This is a genomic window from Buchnera aphidicola (Chaitophorus viminalis) (assembly GCF_026122795.1).
Taxonomy (GTDB): Bacteria; Pseudomonadota; Gammaproteobacteria; order Enterobacterales; family Enterobacteriaceae; genus Buchnera_J; species Buchnera_J aphidicola_BK.
In genome coordinates, this window is the sequence record NZ_JAIWQV010000005.1 from 1 (window position 1) to 26302 (window position 26302).

The 26302-nt window shown below is 20.2% G+C and carries 20 protein-coding genes; 10 read left to right on the forward strand and 10 right to left on the reverse strand.

What is annotated here, in order from left to right; all coding sequences use genetic code 11:
* Window positions 1-327: 327 nt before the first annotated feature.
* From frr to rpsB, 4 genes are all read right to left on the reverse strand, one after another.
* Window positions 328-885 (reverse strand): ribosome recycling factor, encoded by a 558-nt coding sequence (gene frr, locus LDP12_RS02080; RefSeq protein ID WP_265226723.1) that lies wholly within the window; start codon window positions 883-885, stop codon window positions 328-330.
* A 99-nt stretch (window positions 886-984) separates the two neighbouring features.
* Window positions 985-1713 (reverse strand): UMP kinase, encoded by a 729-nt coding sequence (gene pyrH / locus LDP12_RS02085; RefSeq protein ID WP_265226724.1) that lies wholly within the window; start codon window positions 1711-1713, stop codon window positions 985-987.
* 96 nt (window positions 1714-1809) lie between these two features.
* Complete coding sequence (gene tsf / locus LDP12_RS02090; RefSeq protein ID WP_265226725.1) at window positions 1810-2607, reverse strand: translation elongation factor Ts; 798 nt, start codon at window positions 2605-2607, stop codon at window positions 1810-1812.
* Between the two features lie 83 nt (window positions 2608-2690).
* Window positions 2691-3410 carry a 30S ribosomal protein S2 gene (gene rpsB, locus LDP12_RS02095; protein ID WP_265226726.1) on the reverse strand — a complete coding sequence of 240 codons (720 nt, stop codon included), beginning with the start codon at window positions 3408-3410 and terminating at the stop codon, window positions 2691-2693.
* A gap of 225 nt (window positions 3411-3635) precedes the next feature.
* On the opposite strand from rpsB, the gene map reads away from it, so the two are divergent.
* Both map and dapD read left to right on the forward strand, forming a co-directional pair.
* The gene (gene map / locus LDP12_RS02100; protein WP_414734429.1) at window positions 3636-4409 is read left to right on the forward strand and encodes a type I methionyl aminopeptidase; all 774 of its coding nucleotides are present in this window, start codon (window positions 3636-3638) and stop codon (window positions 4407-4409) included.
* A gap of 47 nt (window positions 4410-4456) precedes the next feature.
* Complete coding sequence (gene dapD / locus LDP12_RS02105) at window positions 4457-5281, forward strand: 2,3,4,5-tetrahydropyridine-2,6-dicarboxylate N-succinyltransferase (RefSeq protein ID WP_265226728.1); 825 nt, start codon at window positions 4457-4459, stop codon at window positions 5279-5281.
* Window positions 5282-5373: 92 nt separating this feature from the next.
* Here dapD and LDP12_RS02110 read toward each other — a convergent pair whose 3' ends face one another.
* Window positions 5374-6897 carry a trypsin-like peptidase domain-containing protein gene (locus tag LDP12_RS02110; RefSeq protein ID WP_265226729.1) on the reverse strand — a complete coding sequence of 508 codons (1524 nt, stop codon included), beginning with the start codon at window positions 6895-6897 and terminating at the stop codon, window positions 5374-5376.
* 566 nt (window positions 6898-7463) lie between these two features.
* Between LDP12_RS02110 and ilvB the strand changes: the two genes are divergently transcribed.
* From ilvB to erpA, 6 genes are all read left to right on the forward strand, one after another.
* Window positions 7464-9176, forward strand: a complete 1713-nt coding sequence (ilvB, locus tag LDP12_RS02115; RefSeq protein ID WP_265226730.1) for a biosynthetic-type acetolactate synthase large subunit — start codon at window positions 7464-7466, stop codon at window positions 9174-9176.
* Window positions 9177-9186: 10 nt separating this feature from the next.
* Window positions 9187-9417, forward strand: a complete 231-nt coding sequence (gene ilvN / locus LDP12_RS02120) for an acetolactate synthase small subunit (RefSeq protein ID WP_265226731.1) — start codon at window positions 9187-9189, stop codon at window positions 9415-9417.
* Between the two features lie 187 nt (window positions 9418-9604).
* Entirely contained in the window at window positions 9605-10537 is a 933-nt protein-coding gene (gene rsmH, locus LDP12_RS02125; protein ID WP_265226732.1) for a 16S rRNA (cytosine(1402)-N(4))-methyltransferase RsmH, read from the forward strand.
* Between the two features lie 183 nt (window positions 10538-10720).
* Window positions 10721-11968, forward strand: a complete 1248-nt coding sequence (ftsA, locus tag LDP12_RS02130) for a cell division protein FtsA (RefSeq protein ID WP_265226733.1) — start codon at window positions 10721-10723, stop codon at window positions 11966-11968.
* A gap of 64 nt (window positions 11969-12032) precedes the next feature.
* A complete protein-coding gene (gene ftsZ, locus LDP12_RS02135; RefSeq protein WP_265226734.1) occupies window positions 12033-13178 on the forward strand; it encodes a cell division protein FtsZ in 1146 nt (381 codons plus the stop codon).
* Between the two features lie 183 nt (window positions 13179-13361).
* Window positions 13362-13703, forward strand: coding sequence for an iron-sulfur cluster insertion protein ErpA (erpA, locus tag LDP12_RS02140; protein ID WP_265226735.1), 342 nt, complete (start codon window positions 13362-13364; stop codon window positions 13701-13703).
* Window positions 13704-14320: 617 nt separating this feature from the next.
* Here the strand turns inward: erpA and lpdA are convergent.
* The 5 genes from lpdA to truA all read right to left on the reverse strand — a co-directional run bounded on the left by lpdA (window position 14321) and on the right by truA (window position 23954).
* The gene (lpdA, locus tag LDP12_RS02145) at window positions 14321-15733 is read right to left on the reverse strand and encodes a dihydrolipoyl dehydrogenase (RefSeq protein WP_265226736.1); all 1413 of its coding nucleotides are present in this window, start codon (window positions 15731-15733) and stop codon (window positions 14321-14323) included.
* A 55-nt stretch (window positions 15734-15788) separates the two neighbouring features.
* Window positions 15789-17018, reverse strand: a complete 1230-nt coding sequence (locus LDP12_RS02150; RefSeq protein WP_265226737.1) for a 2-oxo acid dehydrogenase subunit E2 — start codon at window positions 17016-17018, stop codon at window positions 15789-15791.
* A 15-nt stretch (window positions 17019-17033) separates the two neighbouring features.
* Window positions 17034-19703 (reverse strand): pyruvate dehydrogenase (acetyl-transferring), homodimeric type, encoded by a 2670-nt coding sequence (aceE, locus tag LDP12_RS02155; protein WP_265226738.1) that lies wholly within the window; start codon window positions 19701-19703, stop codon window positions 17034-17036.
* A 522-nt stretch (window positions 19704-20225) separates the two neighbouring features.
* A complete protein-coding gene (gene secA / locus LDP12_RS02160; RefSeq protein ID WP_265226739.1) occupies window positions 20226-22940 on the reverse strand; it encodes a preprotein translocase subunit SecA in 2715 nt (904 codons plus the stop codon).
* A 222-nt stretch (window positions 22941-23162) separates the two neighbouring features.
* Entirely contained in the window at window positions 23163-23954 is a 792-nt protein-coding gene (truA, locus tag LDP12_RS02165) for a tRNA pseudouridine(38-40) synthase TruA (protein ID WP_265226740.1), read from the reverse strand.
* Between the two features lie 226 nt (window positions 23955-24180).
* Here truA and dksA point away from each other — a divergent pair, with 226 nt between their 5' ends.
* The gene (gene dksA / locus LDP12_RS02170) at window positions 24181-24633 is read left to right on the forward strand and encodes an RNA polymerase-binding protein DksA (protein ID WP_265226741.1); all 453 of its coding nucleotides are present in this window, start codon (window positions 24181-24183) and stop codon (window positions 24631-24633) included.
* A gap of 156 nt (window positions 24634-24789) precedes the next feature.
* A complete protein-coding gene (gene pcnB, locus LDP12_RS02175; protein WP_265226742.1) occupies window positions 24790-25980 on the forward strand; it encodes a polynucleotide adenylyltransferase PcnB in 1191 nt (396 codons plus the stop codon).
* Window positions 25981-26302: the final 322 nt, after the last annotated feature.

The following is a 26302-nucleotide window of genomic DNA, read 5'->3' on the forward strand; positions in this document are numbered from 1 at the left end:
TATATAAAATTATATTACACAAATAAATAAAACTAAAATATTTTTAATTATTTATGTATTATAATATAATAAATTACTTATCTAATTTTAATTTAAAAAATAATTTAAATACAATATTTAATGTATAATATTTTTATTTCATCATCTATAAAATATATTAATTATATGTTTTTTATAAAATAATTTTTTTAATTAAAGATTTTATATAAAAATTATCTATTAAATTTTAAAAATTTTATTAAAAATATATTCTTGAAAATCTATTTATAAATTTATAATTTATAAAATATTTTTTATAAAATAAAAAAGTAAATTAAATCTTATGTTTTAAAAACTATTTAATTGTTTTTCTTTTTCTTTCGTTAAATTATTAATTTCTTTAATATAAAAATTAGTTAATAACTGAATTTCATTTTGTAATTTCTTTTCTTCATTTTTACTAATATCTTTATTTTTTAATAAATTTTTTACTAAATCATTAGATTCTCTTCGAACTATTCTCACACATACTTTACTTTTTTCAGATTTAACATGTAAAATTTTAATTAATTTATTTCTTCTATCTTCAGTTAATTGTGGTATTGGAACTCGAATTATATTTCCAACAGAAATAGGATTTAATCCTAAATTAGAATTTATAATAGATTTTTCAACTTGTTTATTAACTTTATGATCAAAAGTATTTATTCGTAACGTACGAGAATCTTCTACAACAATATTAGAAATATTACTTAAAATTGTTTTTTTTCCATAATATTCAACATATAAATTTTTCAATAAATCAGGAGATGCTCTATCAGTTCTCAAATTATTTATAGAAGAAACAAAATTTTTAGTACAATTTTTCATTTTTTCTTCAGTTTGATTTTTAAGATTGATTATCATAAATACACTCTATTATTATTTATTTAAATATAATTATTATAAAATTAATTTTTTCATGAATATTATAAATATTTATATTTTTATTAAAAAAATTTATTTTTAATTAATTAAAGTACCTTCATTAATACCTTTTATAATCCTAAATAAAGCATTTAATTTATTAATATTAAAAACTCGAATAGGTAATTTATAATCTCTTGCTAAAGCAAAAGCTGATAAATCCATTACTTTTAGTTCTTTTTCTAATACTTTTTTATAAGTTAATCTAGAATACAAAATAGCATTAACATTTTTTTTTGGATCACATGTATATACTCCATCTACATTCGTACCTTTTAAAACAATATCAGCTTGAATTTCAATAGCTCTTAAACATGCAGCAGAATCTGTTGTAAAAAAAGGATTTCCAATACCAGCAGAAAATATTACAACTGTTTTTTGTGATAATAATTTTATTGCTTTATTCCAATCATAAATTTCACAAATTCCATTTAATGGAATAGAAGACATTAAAACAGTTTTAATATTCATTTGACTAATAAAATTATTTAAAGCTAAACCATTTATAACTGTAGAAAGCATTCCAATATGATCTGCAACAACTCTATTCATTCCACAGTTTTGTAATTTATTTCCTCGAAATAAATTTCCAGCACCTATAACAATTGCTAATTCAACATTCAAATCTATAATTTTTTTAATTTCTTTAGATAAAAAAAGTAAAGATTTAGAATCAATATTAGAATTACTATTTATACTAGTTAATGATTCTCCACTTAATTTTAAAACTACTCGAGGATATTTCAAAAAATGATTCTGTTTAACCATAATAAAACCTATTAAGACAATATTTATTAAAAATTTAAATAAAATTTTTTATTTAATTAATATACAATATTTTAAATTTATAAAATATTTTATAATTTATATAATTTTTTCACCAACTTCAAAACGAATAAAATTTTTTAATAAAATATTATGTTTTAATAAATATTGTTCAACAGTTTTTTTTGGATCTAAAACAAAAGGTTGCTTTGTTAAAGATATTTCACTAAAAAATTTTTTCATTCTTCCAGAAACTATTTTTTTAGATATAAAATTAGATTTTCCTGTTTGCAAAGACATATCTAATTGAATATTTTCTTCTCTAGAAATCACTTCATGTGGAATACTTTCAGGATTTAAATATAAAGGTTTACTAGCAGCAATATGCATTGCAATATACTTAATTATAGAATAATTTATAGAATTAGTTTGTATTAAAACACCTATTCTAGAATGATGTAAATAATTATAAATAAAATTTCCAATTAAAATAGAATATTTTGAAATTTTAACATTTTCACCTAATATAGAAATTAAATTAATTCGATCAGAATCAAATTTCTTTTGTATAACATTTAAATCTTTAATTTTTTTTTCTAAACCATATTTTACAATTTTATTTCCAAAATCAATAAATTTTTTATCTTTAGAAACAAAATCTGTTTCACAGTTTATCTCTAACATCACTCCTATATTTTTTTTAATTTTATTAAATATAGATCCTTGTAAAGTTTTTCTAGATATTTTTCTTAAAGCTTTAGATTTTCCTTGTTTACGTAAATAATCAATAGCTCTCTCAATATCACCTTGAGTATCTAATAAAGCTTTTTTACAATCTAAAATACCAGATCCAGTCATTAATCTTAACTTTTTAATTAAATAAGACGAAATTTTCATAAAACCTTCTTTATATTATTAATTAAATATATCTTTAAATATTACAAAAATTTTATAAATATATTTAAAATAAACTTACGGTATTAGTTTTGTTTAAACACATCATCATATGCAAATTCTTTCTTCTTGATATTATCTTGAATCACAGAAACTACTTGTTCTAAATAAAAATTTACAGATCGAATAGAATCATCATTTCCTGGAATAATAAAATTAACACCATCAGGATTAGAATTTGTATCTACAATAGAAAATACAGGAATATTTAAATGATTCGCTTCTTTTATAGAAATTTTTTCATAATTCGCATCTATAACAAATAAACAATCTGGAATTCCACCCATAGTTTTTATTCCTCCTAAACTATTTTCTAATTTTAATAATTTACGAGTTCTAATTAAAACTTCTTTTTTAGTAAGTTTATCAAAAGTTCCATCTTTAGATTGATTTTCTAAATCTTTTAAATGCTGTATAGATTGTCTGACAGTATTCCAATTAGTTAACATACCACCTAACCAACGATGATTGACATAATACTGTTTACATAAAATAGCAGATTTTTTAATTAAATTTTTAGCAGAATTTTTTGTACCAACAAAAAGAATTTTTCCATTTCTAGAATGAATTCTTTTTAATTCTAACAATGCATTTTGAAACATAGGTAATGTTTTTTCTAAATTAATAATATGTATTTTATTTTGTGAACCAAATATAAAAGGTTTCATTTTAGGATTCCAATAACGTGTTTGATGACCAAAATGAACACCTGCTTTTAACATCTTTTTCATAGAAATTTGTATCATGTATCACCTGTAATATTTATAAGAAATCTTGAATAAAAATTTAAATAAATAAAAAATATTAACTATATTATATATATTTATACTATTTATATATATACCTTAATAAAAATATATATGAAATATTATTTTTATAAAAGAAAAAAATAAATATATTATAATATATGTTTATTAAATACAAAATATAAAAAAATATATTTTTAAAAATATTATAAAATACAGGATTTTATAATGATTATTATCAAAAATAAATTTGATATAAAAAAAATGAAAAAAGCAGGAGAAATAACAGCAAAAGTTCTAAATATGATAAAAAAATATATTGTTCCTGGTATTAGTACAGGAGAACTCGACGATATTTGTAAAGATTATATTTATACTAAAAAGAAAGTTATTTCAGCTTGTTTAGGATATCAAGGATATCCAAGATATACTTGTATTTCTAAAAATACTACAGTATGTCATGGAATTCCAAATTATAAACAAAAGATAAAAAATGGAGATATTATAAATATTGATATTTCTATTATAAAAGATGGTTATTTTGGAGATTCTTCAAAAATGTTTTTTGTAGGTCAATGTTCTAGTCTTGCAAAAAAACTATGTAAAATTACCAAAAAAAGTTTATATGAAGCTATAAAAATTGTAAAACCTAATTTACCTTTAAGAAAAATAGGAAAAACTATTCAAAAAATAGCAGAAAAAAATAATTTTTCTGTAGTACGAGAATATTGTGGACATGGAATTGGAAAAAATTTTCATGAAGAACCTTATGTTTTACATTATGATAATCATGATAATACAATATTACTCAAACAAGGAATGATATTTACAATAGAGCCTATGATTAACGCTGGAAAAAAAGATATATATTGCAAAAAAGATAAATGGACAGTTAAAACTAAAGATAATAGTTTATCTGCTCAATATGAGCATACAATATTAGTCACAAAAAATGGATATAAGGTGCTTACTCTAAGAAAAAATGAAAAAATTGTTTAAAAATTCAATTACATAAAATATATTTTTAAAAATAAATCGAGACAAACGTGAATAATATAAAAAATATAATTAATAATGCATATAAAAATAAACATCATCTAGAAAATATTAAAAACGATAAAAAAATTTTAAATACCGTAAAATCTGTAATAAAAATGATTAATAATGGAAAAATACGTATATCAGAAAAAATTAATAAAAAATGGATTACACATCAATGGATTAAAAAATCCATACTACTATTTTTATATTTAAAAGAAAATAAAGTGTTCAATTCAAATTATACTTCTTATTATGATAAAATTTCATTAAAATATAAAAATTATACAGAACAAAAATTTAAAAAAGATAAAATTCGTATTATACCTTCTGCAATCATAAGATATGGATCTTTTATTGAAAAAAATACAGTTTTAATGCCGTGTTTTGTAAATATTGGAGCTTATATTGGAAGTAAAAGTATGATTGATACTTGGGCAACCATAGGATCTTGCGCACAAATAGGAAAAAATGTTCATATATCTGGAGGAGTAGGTATAGGTGGAGTACTTGAGCCTTTACAAAATAATCCTACAATTATTGAAGACAATTGTTTTATAGGAGCTAGATCTGAAATAGTGGAGGGTGTTATTGTAGAAAAAGGATGTGTAATATCTATGGGAGTATTTATTGGAAAAAGTACTAAAATATATGATCGTACTACCGGAAAAATATATTATGGTAAGGTTCCTAAAAATTCAGTTGTAGTACCAGGAAGCTTACCTTCTAAAGATAATAAATATAGTTTATATAGTGCAATTATAGTTAAAAAAGTAGATTCAAAAACTTTAAATAAAACAGAAATTAATAATTTATTAAGAAGCGAAAAATAATTATTTTTAAATTTATTTCTATTATAAAAAATTTAAAACCGCCCAATATATTATATAAAAAATTCTGGGCGGAATTAATAAAAAATACTATTTTAAGAAATAATCTTAAAAAATTTATAATTTTGTCTAGAAATTTCTAAAATTATAATATTTTTATATATAGATAAAGCTTTTTTAAAAGATTCGATATCATTTACTTCTATATTATTTACTGAAATAATAATATCATTTTTAAGTAATCCAGATCTTTCAGCAAAACTGTTTTCTTTTACATTTTTTATAATAATTCCATTTAAATTAGAATAAATAACATCGTTATTATCACAGCATTCTGAACAATTCTGTGAACATTTTTCATTTTCTTCTTGTGAATTATATGTATCTACTATAGCACCAGCTAATTTATAATGCAGTAATCCTGCATGTCGTCTAGATACAACATGATATTTTAATTTTACTTCTTTATTAATATACTTACCATTTCTAAAAATAGTTAATGAAATTGTATCATCTTCAACAAAATTTTTTAAAATAGAGCGAAAATAAAACATATTATAAAAACTTTGATTATCAATAGAAGTAATAATATCTCCAGGATAAATCTGACTATTTTGAGCAGCAGAATCTTCTTGTACTAAATTAACTAATATTCCTCCATGAACTGAAAGTTTTAATTCATGTATTACAGTTTTATTTATTTGAGTTCCTAAAATACCTAATTCTCCTTGATGATATTCTCCATTTTTTTTAATTTGCTCAATAAATCTTAAAATAGTATTAGTAGGTATAGAAAATCCAATACCAATGTTACCATCATCTTCAGAATTAGATATTATAGAAGTATTTATTCCAATTAATTCACCTTTAGTATTTACTAAAGGACCACCAGAATTACCATGATTAATTGCTGCATCAGTTTGAATAAAATCATCATATAAATTTAATTCATGATTCACTCTTTTTAATCCAGAAACCACTCCAAAACTAACAGAATTTTTTAAATTATAAGGACTACCAATTGAAATAGCATAATCTCCAACATTAACAGTTTTATAATCAGCTATTTTTATAGATTGTAAATTTTTTGCATTACATAATTTAAGTAAAGCTAAATCCATTTTAATACTTTTTCCTACTATAACAGCATGATATAATTTTCCATTAGTTAAATAAACATTTATTGCAGATGATTTACTAATTACATGATAATTAGTAAGAACATAAGAATTTTCAGAATCAATAATAACACCTGAACCTAATTTATTATTTTCTGTATTATTAATAGTATATTTAATATTTTTTTTTAATAATTTATTTTTATCAAGAAAATATTTCTTTGTAGAAATATTTTTATTAATATTAATAAAATTATTTGTTTTATTTTGTGAAAAAGTATCATAATTATGATATTCAATATTATTATAAGAAATTGAAATAATACGTACTATAGAAGGCATAATATCTTTTAACATAGGTGCTAAATTTAAATTTAATTCTGAATTTAAATTACATTTCAAATTAGTATTATTTTCACATAAAGCTAATTTTGAAAAAATAAAAGAACTTAAGAAAAAAAATATTAGTATATTTTTTTTTAAAAAAAATTTTATATTCATATTACTCTTAAAAAAATTAAATGAAATTTAATGATTATAATAATTATAAATGATATATAAATTGATTAAATTAAAATCAAAAGATTATTGAATTTTGAAATTTATATTTTAATAAACATATAAAATTAATTAATTAAAATATTTTTAATATATTAATTAACTTTAAAATTTTTTATATAAAAATACAAATAAATTAATAATTTTATTAATTAACTAAAATATTTAATATATTTTTCATAAATACTATTTAAAATAATTCATATTTATTATTATAATATTTTTTTTTTCATTCTTCTGTTATTATATTTAGTATTTATTGTTAATTAAAAGATTACTAAAAATATTGAATTTATAATTTAAAAAAAAAAAAATATATTATTTATATTTAAATTATTAAAAATTCATAAATATAAAATTATTTTTGTAAAAAATTACAATATTAATTAAAAATATTATAAAATTTTTAGTTAAAATTTTTGTTATAAATTTATAATAAAAATATATTTATAATAAAATAATTTAATCATTAAACAAAATTATTTAAAATATTAGAGAATAAAATTAATATGAAAATATTTTCAGGTGCAGAAATTCTTGTAAAATCATTAATTGATCAAGGAGTAAAGCATATTTTTGGATATCCTGGAGGAGCAGTTTTAGAAATATATGACGCTTTAAAAAATATTAAAAAAATAAAACATATTTTAGTACGACATGAACAAGCTGCTACTCATATGGCAGATGGTTATACACGAGCTACAGGTAATATAGGAGTAGTTTTAGTTACTTCTGGTCCAGGAGCTACTAATGCAATTACAGGAATCGCTACAGCATATATGGATTCTATTCCTATGATTGTTATTTCTGGACAAGTAGATTTAAAACTAATTGGATATGATGCTTTTCAAGAATGCGATATGATAGGTATTTCAAGACCGATAGTAAAACATAGTTTTTTAGTAAAAAAAACAGAAAATATTTCTTATGTTATACAAAAATCTTTTTGGATCGCATCTCATGGTAGACCTGGTCCAGTTGTAATTGATTTACCTAAAAATATTTTATCTTCAGAAAAAAAAGTTCCTTATCGTAATTCAAAAAAAATTTATATAAAATATTATAAATCTGATTTAAAAATTAAAAAAAAAATAATTAAAAAATCTATAAAAAAGATTTTTCAAGCAAAAAGACCAATAGTATATATTGGAGGAGGTGTAATAAATTCTAATTGTACAAAAGAATTAAAATATTTTATAGAAAAACTTAATCTTCCAGTCACTAATTCACTGATGGGATTAGGAGGATTTCCTGGAACACATACTCAAAATTTAGGAATGTTAGGTATGCATGGAACATATGTTGCAAATATGAGTATGCATTATTCTGATATAATTTTAGCATTAGGAGTTAGATTTGATGATAGAACTACAAATAATGTAAAAAAATATTGTCCTTCTGCAAAAATAATACATGTAGATATAGATCCGACATCTATTTCAAAAACTATAAAAGCAAATATTGAAATCATAGGTGATTTAAAACAAGTATTAAAAAAATTTATACAATATTTAAATCAAAAAAAAAATCTCAATTCTAAAAAAAAACTATCATTATGGTGGAAAAAAATATTTTCTTGGAAAAAAAATAATAATTTAGAATATAAAAATAGTAAAAAAAAAATTAAACCACAATATGTTATACAAACAATATTAAAATTAACTAAAGGAAAATTTTATATTACTTCAGATGTAGGACAACATCAAATGTTTACAGCGCTATATTATTTATTTGATAAACCAAGAAGATGGATTAATTCTGGAGGATTAGGAACAATGGGATTTGGTTTTCCAGCAGCTTTAGGAGTAAAAATAGCTCTTCCTAAAAAAAATGTAATTTGCATTACAGGAGATGGAAGTATTCAAATGAATATTCAAGAACTTTCTACTGCTATGCAATATCAAATTCCTATTTTAATATTAAATTTAAATAATAATTCTTTAGGAATGGTAAAACAATGGCAAGACATAATATATAATAGTAGATATTCACATTCATATATGAAATCTTTACCAAATTTTAAAAAACTAGCAGAATCTTATGGACATATTGGTATATCTATTCTTAAACCTAAAGATTTAAAAAAAAACATAAAAAAAGCACTTTATTATCTTTCTCAAAAAAAACTTGTATTTGTAGATATTCAAATAGATCCTACTGAACATGTCTATCCAATGCAAATTAAAGGAGGAGGAATGAATGAAATGAAATTAAAAAAATAGGAAAAAAAAAATGAAACAAACTTTATCTATAATTGCAGAAAATAAATCATTTGTATTATCTAGAATAATAAGTTTATTCTCACAAAGAGGATATCATATTGAAAGTATGACAATGAAACCTATTTCAAATAAGAAATTATTTTCTATAGTAATTTCTACTCAAGGAAATAAACAATTTATAAAACAAATTTCTAAACAATTATATAAATTAATTAATGTTTTAAAAGTAAAAAAAATTTAAAAAATAATATATTAATATAAAAAATTAAAAAAAATCATATAAATATTTATTTAAAAATTAAAAATCTAAAATATCCTATCAATTTATTATTATATAATTTTATTTTTTAAATATTTATATTTATATACAAATAAAATATTTTAAAAAAAATTTTATAAAATCTTTTAATTTTTGGTAAATAAATAAAATGCATATTCCTGTACTACTAAAACAATCTATTAAATCTTTAAAAATAATTGAAAATGGTGTTTACATTGATGCAACATTTGGATCTGGAGCTCATACTAAAGCTATTTTAAATAAACTCAATTTTCATGGAAAATTATATGCTCTTGATAAAGATCCAAACTCTATCAATATCGCAAAAAAAATTCAAGATCATAGATTTACTTTTATTTCAGATTCTTTTTCAAATATAAAAAAATATTGTAAAAAACTCAATATTATAAAAAAAGTTAATGGAATTCTATTAGATCTAGGAATTTCATCTATACAATTAGATGATCCAAATCGAGGATTTTCTTTTAAAAAAGATGGACCTTTAGATATGAGAATAAATCAAAAAAATGGTCTATCTGCTGCTCAATTATTAATGCAATCTAAAAAAGAAAAAATACAAAAAATATTAAAAAAATATGGAGAAGAAAGATTTTCTAAAAAAATTGCATATAATATTGATAAACAAAATAAAATTAAACCAATATTAAAAACATCTGAACTATATAATTTAATCTTAAAATCTACTCCATATCAAAAAAAAAACCCTGCTAGAAGAAGTTTTCAAGCTATTAGAATTTATCTAAACAACGAACTAAAAGAATTAAAAAATGTTTTATCTTGTATAACAAAAATTTTATCAATAGGAGGTATATTATCTGTAATTAGTTTTCATTCATTAGAAGATAAAATCATAAAAAAATTTCTATTTCAAAACAGTCAAAAAATTCCTAATATACCAAAAAATATTCCTTTAACATATCAAGAATTAAAAAAAATGAATAAAAATAAAAGAAAATTTAAAATTTTTAAAAAAATTTTTCCTACAAAAAAAGAAATTTTAAAAAATTCAAGATGTAGAAGTGCTATTTTAAGAAGTGCGAAATTAATTCATAATTCCTAGAAATACTTTTATAAAATTTTTTTAATAAAATAAATACTCAATATAATCTACAATATAAAATATTTAAATTAAAATATAAAAATTATAATATATTAAAAATATCATATTAATATAATTAATATTTTAAAAATATAAAAAAAATAAAACGATTTAAATAAATAAAAAATCTATTACGAGTTAAAAATGATAAAATCAAAAAATAAAAAATTGATTGTAGGTCTAGAAATTGGAACTACAAAAGTCACTGTTTTAGTAGGAGAAAAAATAAATAATAAAGAAATAAAAGTTATTGGAGTAGGAAATTGTCCTTCTAAAGGTATTGATAAAGGAAATATTCAAGATTTAGAATCAATGGTAAAGTGTATTAAAAAATCAATTTATCAAGCAGAAAAAATGTCTGATCAGAAAATTTATTCTGTAAATTTATCTTTTTCTAATAAATATATTCAATATAAAAATGAAATTGGAATGGTTTCAATTAATACAGGAGAAGTCACAAAAGAAGATATAAAAAATGTAATTAATACAGCTAAATCTGTTAGAATGAATGATAAATATCATATTTTGCATGTAATTCCTCAAGAATATATTATTGATGAACAAAAAGGAATTAAAAATCCTTTAGGTTTATCTGGAATTCGCATGCAAGCAAAAGTTCATTTAATAACTTCTTATTATAACATAGAAAAAAATATTGTTAAAGCTGTTAAAAAATGTAATCTTGAAGTAAATAAAATAATATTTTCAGGATTAGCATCTAGTCAAGCCATTTTAACTGAAGAAGAAAAAAAATTAGGTGTATGTATACTAGATATCGGTGGAGGAACTATAGATCTTTTAATTTATATAGATGGATCTCTCCAACATAGTCAAGTTATTCCATATGCAGGAAATATTATTACAAAAGATATTTCTTACGCTTTTTCAATATCTATGTCTGATGCAGAATATTTAAAAATAAAATATGGATGTGCTTCAAGTTTTCTTCAAGAAAATTTACAAAAAATTGAAATTAAAAGATCTAAAGATCATAAATCACAAACTTTTAATCAAGAAAAACTAATTGAAGTAATTGAATTACGATGTCTAGAATTATTAGAAATAATTAATACAACAATTTTAAAACTACAAAAAAAATTCAAAAAACATAACTCTAAATATAATTTTAATGCTGGAATTATAATTACAGGTGGAGTATCTAAAACTAAATTCTTTCTTGATTGTGCAGAAAGAGTTTTTCAAATGAAAGTTAGAATTGGTCGTATAAAAAATATTAATGGATTAGAAAATAACATTAATCAACCTGAATATTCTACAGTAATTGGATTATTAAACTTTCAAAATCAAAAATATTCTTTAGAAAATAATTTTTCATATAATACTAAAAAACAAAATTGGCTATCTCAAATAAAAAATTTTTTTAAATTTTAATAATTTTAATAATCTTAATGTAACATTTATATACTTAATAAAAATTTCAATAGGAAAAATTAATATGTTTGAACAAGTAGAAGCAAGTAATGATGCTGTGATTAAAGTTATTGGAGTAGGTGGTGGAGGAGGAAATGCTGTAGAATATATGGTTAAAGAAAACATTGAAGGAGTAGAATTTTTTGCTATTAATACTGATGCTCAAGCTTTAAGAAAAATAGAAGTTAATCAAATTATACAAATTGGAGTAAATGTTACAAAAGGTCTAGGAGCAGGAGCAAATCCTGAAATTGGAAAAACTGCAGCAGAAGAAGATAAAGAAGTTTTAAAAAAAGCTCTAGAAGGAGCTGATATGATATTTATAGCAGCAGGAATGGGAGGAGGTACTGGAACAGGAGCTGCACCAGTAATTGCAGAAGTTGCAAAATCATTAGGAATATTAACAGTAGCAGTCGTAACTAAACCATTTCATTTTGAAGGAAAGAAAAGAACATTATGCGCTGATCAAGGAATTCTAGAACTATCTAAATATGTTGATTCATTAATTATCATTCCAAATGACAAATTATTAAAAGTTTTAAATAGAGGAATTTCTTTATTAGATGCATTTAGTGCAGCTAATAACGTTTTAAAAGGAGCTGTTCAGGGTATAGCAGAATTAATTACTAGACCTGGTTTAATGAATGTTGATTTTGCAGATGTTCGTACAGTTATGTCTGAAATGGGTTATTCTATGATGGGAACAGGAATTTCTTCTGGAGAAAATAGATCAGAAGAAGCTGCAGAAATTGCAATTTCTAGTCCTCTTTTAGAAGATGTTGATTTATCAGGAGCAAAAGGTGTATTAGTAAACATTACAGCAGGAATGAACTTAAGATTAGATGAATTTGAAATAGTTGGAAATACAATACGTGCATTTTCTTCTGATAATGCCACAGTAGTGATTGGTACTTCGTTAGATCCAGATATGAATGATGAATTAAGAGTAACAGTTGTTGCTACAGGAATAGGTTTAGAAAAACAATTGGAAACCGTTAAACAAAATAATCATACATCTACAGATAAAATAAATAATTATCGATATAAAAAATTAAATCCAATAAATTTTTCTTATAAAAATAAAAAAAAAAATAAAGAAAAAAACATTAACAATATGATTAATACAAAAAATTCATATTTAGATATTCCAACTTTTTTAAGAAAAAAATAATTATTTTAAATAAATATATTATAAAAAATTTTATTAAAAATTTTTAAATCATGACTGATATTATAAATATACATTTAATAAAATTATTCTATATATATAGAAAAATATATTATTTAAATATTTATTTCTTTTTAAAAAATTAAAAACTTAAAAAATATACTTATCTAAAAAGAAATTTAATTAATGAAAAAATCTAAAAATACATTTAAACTAACGAAATCTGCTATTTTAAAAATTAAAAGTTTAATTAAAAATAACTATAATAAAAATATAAAATTTAGAATATATATAACTGGAGGTGGATGTAGTGGATTCCAATATGGATTCAAATTTGAAAAAAAAAATAATAAAACAGATTTTATTATTTGTCAATCAAATATTTTTATTATTATTGATCCAATTAGTTTACAATATTTAATGGGAAGTAAAGTAGATTATATCGAAAATTTAAATGGATCAAAATTTATTATAAAAAATCCGAATTCTAAATCTACTTGTAGCTGCGGAGCATCTTTTAATATATAAAATAAAAAAATTTATTATAATTATAATATATTAAAAATAAATATAATTTTTTTTAAAGAAAAACAAAATTAAATTTTTATAACATTTACAAAAATTAATATTAAAAATTTTTCAAAATATTTATTACAATAAAAATATCTATAAATATTAATATTTATTTAAAAATATTATAAAATATTAAAAAATTATTTTTAAAATATTTAAAAAAAAAATTAATTTAAAATATATAAAAATATTTGTATTATAAATATATATTTGTAAACAAATAATTAAAAAATTTTGTACAAAAATGATTTAAAAATTATATAAATATGAAAAAATTTTTAAAAATTGATTAAATTTTATAAATTAAATTTTTTTTATATTTAATATATTTTTATATATTTACTAAAAATTTTTAAATATATTAAATTTTTTAATATAATCATTAAAAAATTTAAAATCAAAAATTACTTTATAATTTTTTTATAAAAAATTTATAAAATATTTAAAAATATATTTATTTTTAAAAATTATTAATGATATTTTTTTTTTAAAATATATATAATTATTTTAAAAATTTGATGTTATGTAAACAGTTTAAACACATAACATCAAAAAAAAAAAGAGTTATCAAATTATGTTATATTTAACAAATCAGTAACCGTTCCTTCAAAAATTTTTGATGCAGAATTTATAGATTCATATAAAGTAGGATGAGCATGCATAGTTAAAGAAATATCAGAAACATCACAACCCATTTCTATAGCTAATGTAATCTCTCCTAATAATTCTCCTGCGTTTCTTCCGATAATAGATCCTCCAATAATTTGTCTAGTATTTTTATTAAATATTAATTTAGTTTTTCCCATAGATGAATTTGATGCATGAGCTCTACCAGAAATATTCCATGGAAATACAGATACAGAATATTGTATATTTTTATTTTCTGCTTCTTTTTCAGTTATTCCTACCCATGCTATTTCTGGATCTGTATAACAAACATTAGGTATAATTTTTGTATCAAAAAAATGATTTTTTCCAGAAATTACTTCAGCAGCAATATGTCCTTCATAAATACCTTTATGAGCTAACATAGGATGACCAGAAACATCTCCTATAGCAAATATATTAGAAACGTTTGTTCTACATTGTTGATCTGTAATAATATATTTATGTTCATTTAACTGTACTTCTGTATTATTTAATTTTAAAGAATCTGTATTTGGAAATCTTCCTATAGAGACAAGAATTATATCATAATTAATTTTTTTAATAGTATTTTCTGTTTTAATTGTTACTAAAATACTATCCTTTAAAAAATTAATATTTTGTATAGAAGATTTTAACATGATGTTAAATCTGTCTTGCACAGTTTTAATAAAAAAATTAGTAATATCTACATCTACAGATGGTAATATTGAATTAGAATTTTCTATAACATCAACTATAGAACCTAAAGAACTATATACTGTTGCCATTTCTAAACCGATAATTCCTCCTCCAACAATTAACATACGATCTGGAATAAAAGGAATTTTTAAAGCTTCTGTAGAATACCAAACTCTTTTATCTGAAGATTTAATATTCGGTAATTTTATTGATCTTGAACCTGAAGCAATAATTATATTTTTAAAATTTATAAAACAATTAGTATTTAAACCATTATTTACAATAATTCTATTTTCATTAATAAAAGATACTTCTCCAGTAATTATTTTTACATTTCTTTGACGAGCTAAGATATCTAATCCAAAATTCATATTTTTAATAATATTTTTTTTCCAAATATTTAATTTTTTTAAATCAAATTTTGGAGTATTAAAAATAATATTTAAACTCATAAATTCTTTATATTCTTGTAAAAATTTTGCAAAATGTAATAAAGTTTTTGAAGGAATACATCCTTCATTTAAACAAACTCCACCTAAAACCTTATTTTTTTCTATTAAAATAGTTTTAATTCCTAAATCAGAAGCTCTAAAAGCAGCCGAATAACCTGCTGGGCCTCCTCCTATAACAACTAAATTAGTATTAATTTCTTTATTCATATTTTCAAAATCCGAAAGTTATATAATTAAATTTTTATTAAATTTAATTTAAAAATTAAAACAAAATTTTATAAAAATTAGATAAATTTGTATTTAAATACTGCATAAAAATAGCACCATCTACTCCATTAATTACTCTATGATCATAAGATAAAGATAAAGGTAATAATAAACGTGGAACAAAAATTTTTTTATTCCATATTGGTTCTATCTTAGCTCTAGAAACACCTAAGATTGCAACTTCAGGACAATTAATTATAGGTGTAAATTCTTCAATTTCAAAACCTCCTAAATTAGAAATAGTAAAACTTCCATTACTCATTTCATCTATTGTTAATTTATTATTTCTAGATTTTTGTGATAAATATATTAATTCTTGAGTAATATCTTTAATATTTTTTTTATCTACATTTTTAATCACAGGAACTAAAATTCCATCTTTAGTATTTACTGCAATACCTATATTAATATTTTTATTAATTATTAATCTATCTTTTTTTTTATGTAAAAAACTATTAAATTTATTAAATTGTAATAAATTTATCGCAACTGCTTTAATGATAAATGTTAATAATGTAAATTTGATATTTTGATCTCTCAAATTTTTATTAATTTTTGTTCTAAATTTTTCTAATTTAGTTATATCTACTTTATTAAACTGAGTAACATGAGGTACTTCTGTCCAATTTCTAGAAAAACATTTATTTGAAAACTTTTGTATTTGACTTAAAAATAAATATTTTTTTTTGATTTTAGAATTATCATTTACTTTCTTTTTAGAAATGCAAGAATCTTTTTCTAATAATTTTTTTTTAAAAACATTGTCTGTTAAAGATAAATATTTTTCTACATCCTCTTTTAAAATTCTATTTTTTCTTCCTGTTCCAGAAATTTTTGTAAGAGATATATTAAGTTTTCTACACAATCTTTTTATGGCAGGAGAAGAACGTACTAAAACAGACGTATCATTTTTTTTTTTTATATCTTGAAATACTTTCTGTTTTTTAAATTCAGAATTTTTAAAATTTTTTTTTAAATTATTTTTTGTTTTTTTTGATTTTTTTAAAGTAGCTATAGAAGTATTTAAATTTACTATATCTCCTTTTTTTAAATGAACTTTTTTTATAACACCATTTTTAGGACATGGAATTTCAATTGATGCTTTTTGACCTTCTACAACAATTAAAGTTTGATCTTTTTTAACAATATCATTAATTTGAATTAACACTTCTATAACTTCAGCTTGATCTATACCAATATCAGGCATTTTAATTTGAATACTCACTTTAAAATTTACTCCTTATACTAAACGCGGATTTATTTTATCTATATTAATATTAAATTTTTTTATAGCATCTAAAAATAATTGGATATTTATTTGTCCGCATTTATATAAATCTCCTAAAGTAGCTACTACAATATAATATTCATCTATTTCAAAATGCTTACGAAGATTTTTTCTACTATCAGAACGTCCATATCCATCAGTTCCTAAAACTCTATATAATTGAGAAGGAATATATTTTCTTACTTGTTCAGCATATAATTTCATATAATCTGTAGAAGCAATCGTAAGATAATTGTTTAAAATAGAACTAATATATGGAATTCTAGGTTTAGATAATGGATTTAACATATTCCAACGATCACAATCTTGTCCATCTCTAGCTAATTCTGTAAAAGATGTAACGCTATAAATATCTGATCCAATATCATAATTATTGAATAAAATTTTAGCCGCTTTTCTCACAATATTTAATATTGATCCTGAACCTAATAATTGTACAAAATTTTTTCTTCCAGGATAAGTTTCCAACTTATATATTCCTTTACATATTCCATCTTCTATACCATCAATTAATCCAGGCATTAAATAATTTTCATTTGTTGTAGTAATGTAATAATAAATATTTTCTTGTTTTGGTCCATACATTCTGTTTAATCCATTTTGAATAATAATAGCTAATTCATAAGCATATGCAGGATCATAGGAAATACAATTAGGAATAGTTGAAGAATGAATATGACTATGACCATCTTCATGTTGTAAACCTTCTCCATTTAAAGTAGTACGTCCAGATGTACCACCTATTAAAAAACCTCTAGCTTGTTGATCACCTGCAGCCCAATATAAATCTCCAACTCTTTGAAAACCAAACATTGAATAATAGATATAAAACGGTATCATAGGAAAATTATTAGTACTATAAGAAGTAGCAGCAGCTAACCAAGAAGCAGAAGCTCCTAATTCATTAATTCCTTCTTGTAAAATTTGTCCATTTTTTTCTTCTTTATAATAAGATAATAATTCTTTATCTTGAGGAATATAATTTTGACCATGAAAGTTATAAATTCCAACTTTTCTAAATAAACCTTCCATACCAAATGTACGAGCTTCATCAGCAATAATAGGAACAATTCTATCTTTTATATTTAAATTATTTAATAATATATATAACACTCGAACAAACGCAATAGTTGTAGAAATTTTTTTTGTTTGTGGTAAAAATAAAGATTGAAAATCAATTATTTTAGGAATTAATATACATTCTGTAAAATTTTTTCGTCTTGTAGGAACATATCCTTTAAGTTTTTGTCTTTGATTATGAAGATATTTATATTCATTTGAAGATTTTGAAAAAGTAATATACGGTAATTCTTTTAATTCTTTATCTGAAAATTGAAGTTTAAAGTTATTTCTAATATTTTTAATATCTTCAAAACTAATTTTCTTAACTTGATGAGCAATATTTGCGCTAGAAATATTATTTCCTAAACCATAACCTTTTATAGTATGAAAAAATATTACTACAGGTTTATTTTTTACTTTCTGAGCTTTTTTAAGAGCAGAATAGACTTTTTTAAAATCATGACCACCTCTATTTAAATTCCATATTTCTTCATCAGTCATGTTTTCTACTAATTTCATAGTTTCCGGATATTTACCAAAAAAATTTTTTCTAATATATGCTCCATTTTTAGATGTAAAATTTTGATAATCTCCATCTAAAGTTTCATTCATTAATTGAATTAATTTACCACTTTTATCGTCTTTTAATAATTTATCCCATTTACTACCCCAAATTACTTTAATTATTTTCCAACCTGCTCCATAAAAAAAACCTTCCAACTCGTTAATAATTTTACCATTCCCAATAACTGGACCATCTAATCTTTGCAAATTACAATTAATAATAAATATTAAATTATCTAAATTTTCACGAGAAGCAATATGAATAGCACCTTTAGATTCAGGTTCATCCATTTCTCCATCTCCTAAAAAAGCATATACTTTACGTTTATTTAATTTAATTAAATTTCTATTATTTAAATATTTTAAAAATTTTGCTTGATAAATAGCACAAATTGGTCCTAAACCCATAGATACTGTTGGAAATTGCCAAAAATCAGACATTAATTTAGGATGAGGATATGAAGATAAACCATTTCCTCCTGTTTCTTGTCTAAAATTATTTAATTGATTTACAGAAATTCTTCCTTCTAAAAAAGCTCTAGAATAAATTCCTGGAGAAATATGTCCTTGAAAATAAATTAAATCTCCCAAGAAAAACTTATTATCTGCACGAAAAAAATGATTAAAACATACTTCATAAATTACAGCAGATGATTGAAAAGAAGCTAAATGACCACCTAGTTCTAAATCTTTTTTTGAAGCTCTTAAAACCATAACTATTGCATTCCAGCGTACAGCATTGCAAATTTTTTTTTCTAATTTTAAATTTCCAGGATAGTTTTTTTCATTTTCAACAGAAATAGTATTAATATAATCACTAATAATTTTTTTTTTAACACATGAATTAAAAATTTTTTTATATTTTTTTAATATTGAGTTAATCAAAAAAATTCCTCTACTATTTCCATCTTCTTTTATTACAGATTCCATAGAATCTATCCAATCTTGAGTTTCTATGGGATCTATATCAATATCTTTATAATTATTTTGAAACATAAAAAAGTAAATACTCCTATTTCATTCAAAAAAAAAAAAAAAAAAATAAAAAGTTAAAATTTATTTTTTGTAATAAAATAAATGATATTAGATAATATGATATTTATTTTAAATTTTTTATATAAAAGAAAATAATTACATGATTTACATATACTAACTTTAATTAAAATCTTAAAATAACTTATCAAAATAAAAAATTTTTATATAAATATAAAAAAAAATTGTGATAAATAAATATTTATAAAAAATAATTATAAAAATAAAAAAAAAAAAATAATTTAAATTTATATGATAAATGCTATTTATAAGAATAATATTTTTTTATAATTTTCAATTTTTGTTTATATAATTTTTTAAATAACATAATTTTTTAAATATAAATAAATTATTATTAAATAATCAAACTATTTATTTTTTTAAATTATAATCAAAAATAAATTTTTGTTTATAAAATTAAATTTTAATATGTTTATAATATATAATAAATTTAAGAAATTTATAAAAAATTTTAAAAATAAAATGTTATTTTAAAATACCATGACAATGTTTATATTTCTTTCCTGATTTACAATAACATAAATCATTTCTTAATATATTTTTGTTGAGATTATATTCATTACAATAATCTTCAATATTTTTATTTTTTAAAAAATATTTTCTTGTTTTTTTAAGATATTTATTATCAATAGAAAACTTATAATGTACTTCTTGATTACCATATGGATCAAATTGAGATAAATTAATTTGACTTAATTCTAAAATTACTTCATATTTTAATGACTCTAACATATTTGAAAAAATAATAAAAGATTCACGTTTATATTCTAATTTAGGGTCTTTTTGAGCATATCCTCTTAAATGAATACCTTGTCTTAAATATTCCATATCAGATAGATGTTCTTGCCAAAATAAATCTAATTTTTTTAACATAATTGATTTTTCTATATTTCTCATATTTTTAGAACCAATTAAATTTTCTTTAATAAAATAATTTATTTTAAATTTTTTTAATATTAGATTTAAAATTTTATTTTTATAATCTTCACAATTTTTTTTTAAATAATCTGGAAAAACAATTTTTATATGAAATTTTTCTAATAAAATTTTTTCTAATAAAATTAAATTATCTGAATTAGATTTAAAATCATTTAAATATAAATATTTTTCAATAACTAATAAAAATACATCTTTAGAGATATCTTTTATAGTTAAAAAAATATTATCTTTTTTCAGTAAAATATTTCTTTGTTTATATATAACTTTTCTTTGTTCATTAATTACATTATCATACTCTAAAAGTTGTTTTCTTACATCAAAATTTCTATTTTCAACTTTTTTTTGTGCATTTAAAATTGCTCTATTTACCCATATACTTTCAATAGATTCTCCATATTTCATTCCAATTGTTTTCATAAGATTTATAATTTTAGAAGAAGAAAATATTCTTATTAACGAATCTTCCATAGAAATATAAAATCTAGAAGATCCAACATCTCCTTGACGTCCAGAACGACCTTTTAGCTGATTATCGATTCTTCTAGATTCATGTCTTTCAGTTCCAATTACATGTAAACCACCTGTAGATAAAACTAATTTATGATTTTTTATCCAATCTTTTTTTCTTTTATTAAAATTTTTATTTTCAATATTTTTATTAGTTTGATTTAAATTTTTATTTTCAAAATATCCTCCTAAAATAATATCTGTACCTCTACCAGCCATATTAGTTGCAATAGTCACTGCACCTATTTTTCCAGCTTGAGAAATAATATCAGCTTCTTTTTTATGATATTTTGCATTTAAAACATTATGTTTAATACCTAACATACTTAATTTTTTTGAAATTAATTCAGATTTTTCTATAGAAACTGTTCCAACTAATACCGGTTGTTTAGCCAAATAACATTTTTGAATATCTTTTATAATTGATTCAATTTTTTCTTTTTCTGTCATATACACTAAATCTGAAAAATCTTTTCTAATCATTGGACAATTAGTTGGAATAACTACAGTATCTAAATTATAAATAGTTCGAAATTCAAAAGATTCAGTATATGCAGTTCCAGTCATACCAGATAATTTTTTATATAATCTAAAATAATTCTGAAAAGTAATTGAAGCTAAAGTTTTATTTTCATTTTTTACCATAACATTTTCTTTAGCTTCTATAGCTTGATGTAAACCATCTGACCAACGCCTACCTTTCATAATTCTTCCTGTATGTTCGTCTACTATGACAATATTTTGACCTTGAACTAAATAATCTATATCTCTAATAAATAATTTATGAGCCTTTAAAGAAGATATAACATGATGCAATAATTTTATATTTGTAGACGAATATAATGATTCATTTATATTCATAATTTTTTTTTGTACTAATATTTTTTCTACTTTAATTAAACCTCTTTCAGTTAAATAAACTTGTTTTAATTTTTCGTCTAAAAAAAAATCTCCAATACCTGTAAATTCTTCTGTATCATCTTTTTCTTGTTGTATTAAATTAGAAATTATTTTATTAATTTTAATGTATAATTTAGAAGAATTTTCTTCTTCTCCCGAAATAATTAAAGGAGTTCGAGCTTCATCGATTAAAATTGAATCAACTTCATCAATCAATGCATAATTTAGTTTTCTTTGTACTTGATTTTTTTTTGAAATAACCATATTATCTCTTAAATAATCAAAACCAAATTCATTATTTGTACCATAAGTTATATCTGCTAAATAAGCTTTTTTTTTTTTAGAAAAAGATAGTTCAGGTAAATTTAATCCAACTTTTAAACCTAAAAATTTAAATAAAATTTTATTTCGATCTGAATCTCTTTTTGCTAAATAATCATTCATAGTAATAATATGTACTCCTTTTCCAGTAAGAGCATTTAAATATGCAGGTAAAGTTGATGTTAAAGTTTTTCCTTCCCCTGTTTGCATTTCAGCTATGCATAAATTATTTAAAACAATTCCTCCTAGAATTTGTACATCAAAATGACGCATTCCAAATACTCTAACACTTGCTTCTCTTACTGTAGCATAAGATTCAATTAATAAATCTTCTAGAGTTTCTTTATTTTTTAAACGTTTTTTAAAAATAGATGTATTTTTTTTTAATCTTTTATCTGTAAAATTTTTATACACTGGTTCTAATTCATTAATTTTTTGCACAATAATATTTAATTTATCTAATATTCTTTCATTTCTACTACTAAAAAATCTTTTAAAAAAATTTAAAAACATATTTTTTCTCTTAAATTAAAATTTAAATAATATTATTTAAAATATAAAATTATATTTATGTAAAATTGTTAAAATATTTAATATCTTTTATTTAATATATAAATTTTTATTTTTTATAAACATCAAAATAAAAATTTATACATTAATAATGTTTTATAAAAAATTTTTATTTAATTAAATATTTTTTAACTAAAAATTTTTTTAAAAACTGAAAATATATTCTTAAAATAAACTAAAAAAATAATTCATATTTTGATTAAATATATTAAAACGTATAGGATAACTTACAGATAACAAATATAAACCTTGAGCTAATACTGTTGGACCAGAAGAATTTCTATCTCTAATATTCAACAAATGTAATAACCATGATTTATTTTTTTTACCTCGACCTATTTCAATTAAAGCTCCAACAATATTCCTTACCATACGATATAAAAAAGAATTTGCAGTAATATCAATTACTATAAAATATTTTCTTTTTCTATATATATTAATATTCATAATTTTTCTACAAGAACTATAAGATTGACATCGAGAAGCTCTAAAAGAAGAAAAATCATGTTCTCCCAATAAAATCTGACTAGATTGATACATTTTTTTCACATCTAAATCAAAAAAAATATTATTAACTCTATTTTTTAGCATAGATGATCTAATAGTATTATTATATATAATATAACGATAACTTCTTGAAATAGCAGAATAACGTGCATGAAAATCATCTAAAACTTTTTGAACCCATATTACTGAAATATCTTTAGGTAAAAAACTATTAACACCTTGTATCCAAGATTTTTTTTTTCTTTTTGAAATTGTTTTAAAACTAATAACTTGATTATATGCATGTACTCCAGAATCAGTTCTTCCGGCGCAAAAAATTTTAACTTTATGATTGGCTATTTTAGATATAGCATTTTCTAATATATTTTTAATTGAAAAAATTTTTATTTGACTTTCCCATCCATAATAATTACTTCCATCATATTCTATTCCACAAGCTAAATTAAACATATTATTAATACCTTATAAAAAACAAATTTAATTTTTAATTTAAAAATTTTTTAACATAAAAAATTTAAAAAAAAATAGTAAAATTTTTTTTAAATATTAATTAAAAATTTTTAGTTTTTTAAAAATAAAATATTTCATTTCATATTATATATATCTCATGTATATTATAAAATCTGTAAATAATGTTATATTTTTAATTTTTAAAATTATCATTAAGGATTATATTATGCATAAAAAAAAAAAAAGTAAAAAATCTTCTTTAAGTATTCTTTCAATCGCAGGAGTTACTTCATATAAAAGTAAAAAAAATGAAAAATATATGAATTCTAAACAAATTAATCATTTTAAAATTATTCTCGAAACATGGAAACAACAACTTAATACAAATAAAAAAGATGTATATGATATTTCTAAAAAATCTTCTAATTTTCCAGATCCAATTGATAGAGCTGTACAAGAAGAAGAATTTAATTTAGAACTAAGAAATAGAGATAGAGAAAATAAATTAATTAAAAAAATAAATAAAACTTTAAAAAAAATACAATCAAAAAAATTTGGTTATTGTTCTTCTTGTGGAGTAGAAATAGGAATTAAAAGATTAGAAGCTAGACCTACTGCTAACTTATGTATTGACTGTAAAACATTAGAAGAAATACGAGATAAACAAATTCTAGGATAACATTAAAAAAGATAGTGAAAAAGATATCATCTTGTTTCACTATCACAATTATAATTTTTTAAATAAAAATTTAATTATTTAACCAAAAAATATAAAAATTACTCATACAAATAAATGTATAATTCAATAAAAATAAATTACTATAAATAAAACAATATGAGAATTATTCCTAAAAAAAAACATAATATATCTATAAATAAAATTAGCAAAAACGCAATTAAAATTTTATTTAGATTACATAAATCAGGTTATCAAGCTTACCTTGTAGGAGGTAGTGTAAGAGATCTTATTATAGGAAATCAACCAAAAGATTTTGATTTAGTTACTAATGCTACTCCATTAAAACTAAAAAAATTATTTAAAAATTGTCGATTAATTGGAAAAAGATTTCAAATTGCGCATATTATATTTAAAAAAGAAACAATAGAAGTTTCTACTTTTAGAGGTCATCATCATAATAAAAATCATATCAAAACTTATAAAAAAAAAGATAGATTCGGAATTTTACTATATGATAATATATTTGGTCAAATAGAAGAAGATGTTGAAAGAAGAGATTTAACTATTAATGCATTATATTTTAATATAATAGATTTCAGCATTCGAGATTATATAGGAGGAATGAAAGATATAAAAAAAAAAATAATTCGATTAATTGGAAATCCTCAAGTTAGATATAGAGAAGATCCAGTAAGAATACTTAGAGTAATTAGATTTTCTACTCAATTAAATATGAAAATAGAAAAAAAAACTTCTCAAGCAATTCCTAAATTATCTAAATTAATATCACATGTACCATCAGCCAGATTATTTAATGAATTAAACAAACTTTTACAAATGGGGTTTGGATATCAAGCTTATAAAAAACTTAAAAAGTTTGCTTTATTAAAAATAATTTGTCCTTTTCCTTTTCTCTATTATAATAAAAAAATTACTTTTTTAATTAAAAAATTAATTGTTTACATTTTAAAAAAAAACGATCAAAGATTTAAAAATAAGAAAAAAAATAATTTATCTCTTTTATGGTCTTCAATACTATGGTATCCATATATTTTTAATATAATTAAAATAAAAAAAAAAAATAAAATTAATCAAATACATGCTATGCGTATTTCTTCTAAATTTATTCTTAAAAAAGCATCTTTTTTATTATCTATTCCAAAAAAAATTATTTATCAAATTAAAGAAATATGGAATATTTTAACTTTTATTACTTATAATAAAAAAAAAATTCCTTTAAAAGTCAAAAAAAATAAATTTTTTTTTGAAGCATATACTTTATATATGTTAAAAAAAAATATTGAAAAAAAATATTTAAAAAAAAAACATAAAATTTTTTTTAAATAATTTTATTAAAAAAAAAAATAATTTAAAAAAAAAATAAGCTTTATATTTTAAATTAAAAAATTTATAAATAAAAAAAAATAAAAAATTTTTTGTTTACTCATGATATAATTTTGTTTAAATTTATAAAAAATTTTTAAAATACATTTTATATTTTTTTTTATTTAATATAAGTATTTTAAAATAAAATATAAAAATATTTCTTTTTAAAATATATTTTTTGAATAAAAAATATTTATAATAATTTAAAAATTATTTTTTATTAAAAAATCAATATAAAATAAAACAAATAAAATAATTTATTATCTGTAAAATAAAATATTTA

Bases quoted from the DNA above. Each gene is read 5' to 3' on its own strand.
- rsmH (WP_265226732.1), top strand. From the start codon at position 9,605: ATGCATATTCCTGTACTACTAAAACAATCTATTAAATCTTTAAAAATA.
- erpA (WP_265226735.1), top strand. From the start codon at position 13,362: ATGAAAAAATCTAAAAATACATTTAAACTAACGAAATCTGCTATTTTA.
- dksA (WP_265226741.1), top strand. From the start codon at position 24,181: ATGCATAAAAAAAAAAAAAGTAAAAAATCTTCTTTAAGTATTCTTTCA.
- frr (WP_265226723.1), bottom strand. From the start codon at position 885: ATGATAATCAATCTTAAAAATCAAACTGAAGAAAAAATGAAAAATTGT.
- pcnB (WP_265226742.1), top strand. From the start codon at position 24,790: ATGAGAATTATTCCTAAAAAAAAACATAATATATCTATAAATAAAATT.
- ilvB (WP_265226730.1), top strand. From the start codon at position 7,464: ATGAAAATATTTTCAGGTGCAGAAATTCTTGTAAAATCATTAATTGAT.
- tsf (WP_265226725.1), bottom strand. From the start codon at position 2,607: ATGAAAATTTCGTCTTATTTAATTAAAAAGTTAAGATTAATGACTGGA.
- pyrH (WP_265226724.1), bottom strand. From the start codon at position 1,713: ATGGTTAAACAGAATCATTTTTTGAAATATCCTCGAGTAGTTTTAAAA.
- ftsA (WP_265226733.1), top strand. From the start codon at position 10,721: ATGATAAAATCAAAAAATAAAAAATTGATTGTAGGTCTAGAAATTGGA.
- lpdA (WP_265226736.1), bottom strand. From the start codon at position 15,733: ATGAATAAAGAAATTAATACTAATTTAGTTGTTATAGGAGGAGGCCCA.
- ilvN (WP_265226731.1), top strand. From the start codon at position 9,187: ATGAAACAAACTTTATCTATAATTGCAGAAAATAAATCATTTGTATTA.
- rpsB (WP_265226726.1), bottom strand. From the start codon at position 3,410: ATGATACAAATTTCTATGAAAAAGATGTTAAAAGCAGGTGTTCATTTT.
- LDP12_RS02110 (WP_265226729.1), bottom strand. From the start codon at position 6,897: ATGAATATAAAATTTTTTTTAAAAAAAAATATACTAATATTTTTTTTC.
- truA (WP_265226740.1), bottom strand. From the start codon at position 23,954: ATGTTTAATTTAGCTTGTGGAATAGAATATGATGGAAGTAATTATTAT.
- ftsZ (WP_265226734.1), top strand. From the start codon at position 12,033: ATGTTTGAACAAGTAGAAGCAAGTAATGATGCTGTGATTAAAGTTATT.
- secA (WP_265226739.1), bottom strand. From the start codon at position 22,940: ATGTTTTTAAATTTTTTTAAAAGATTTTTTAGTAGTAGAAATGAAAGA.
- aceE (WP_265226738.1), bottom strand. From the start codon at position 19,703: ATGTTTCAAAATAATTATAAAGATATTGATATAGATCCCATAGAAACT.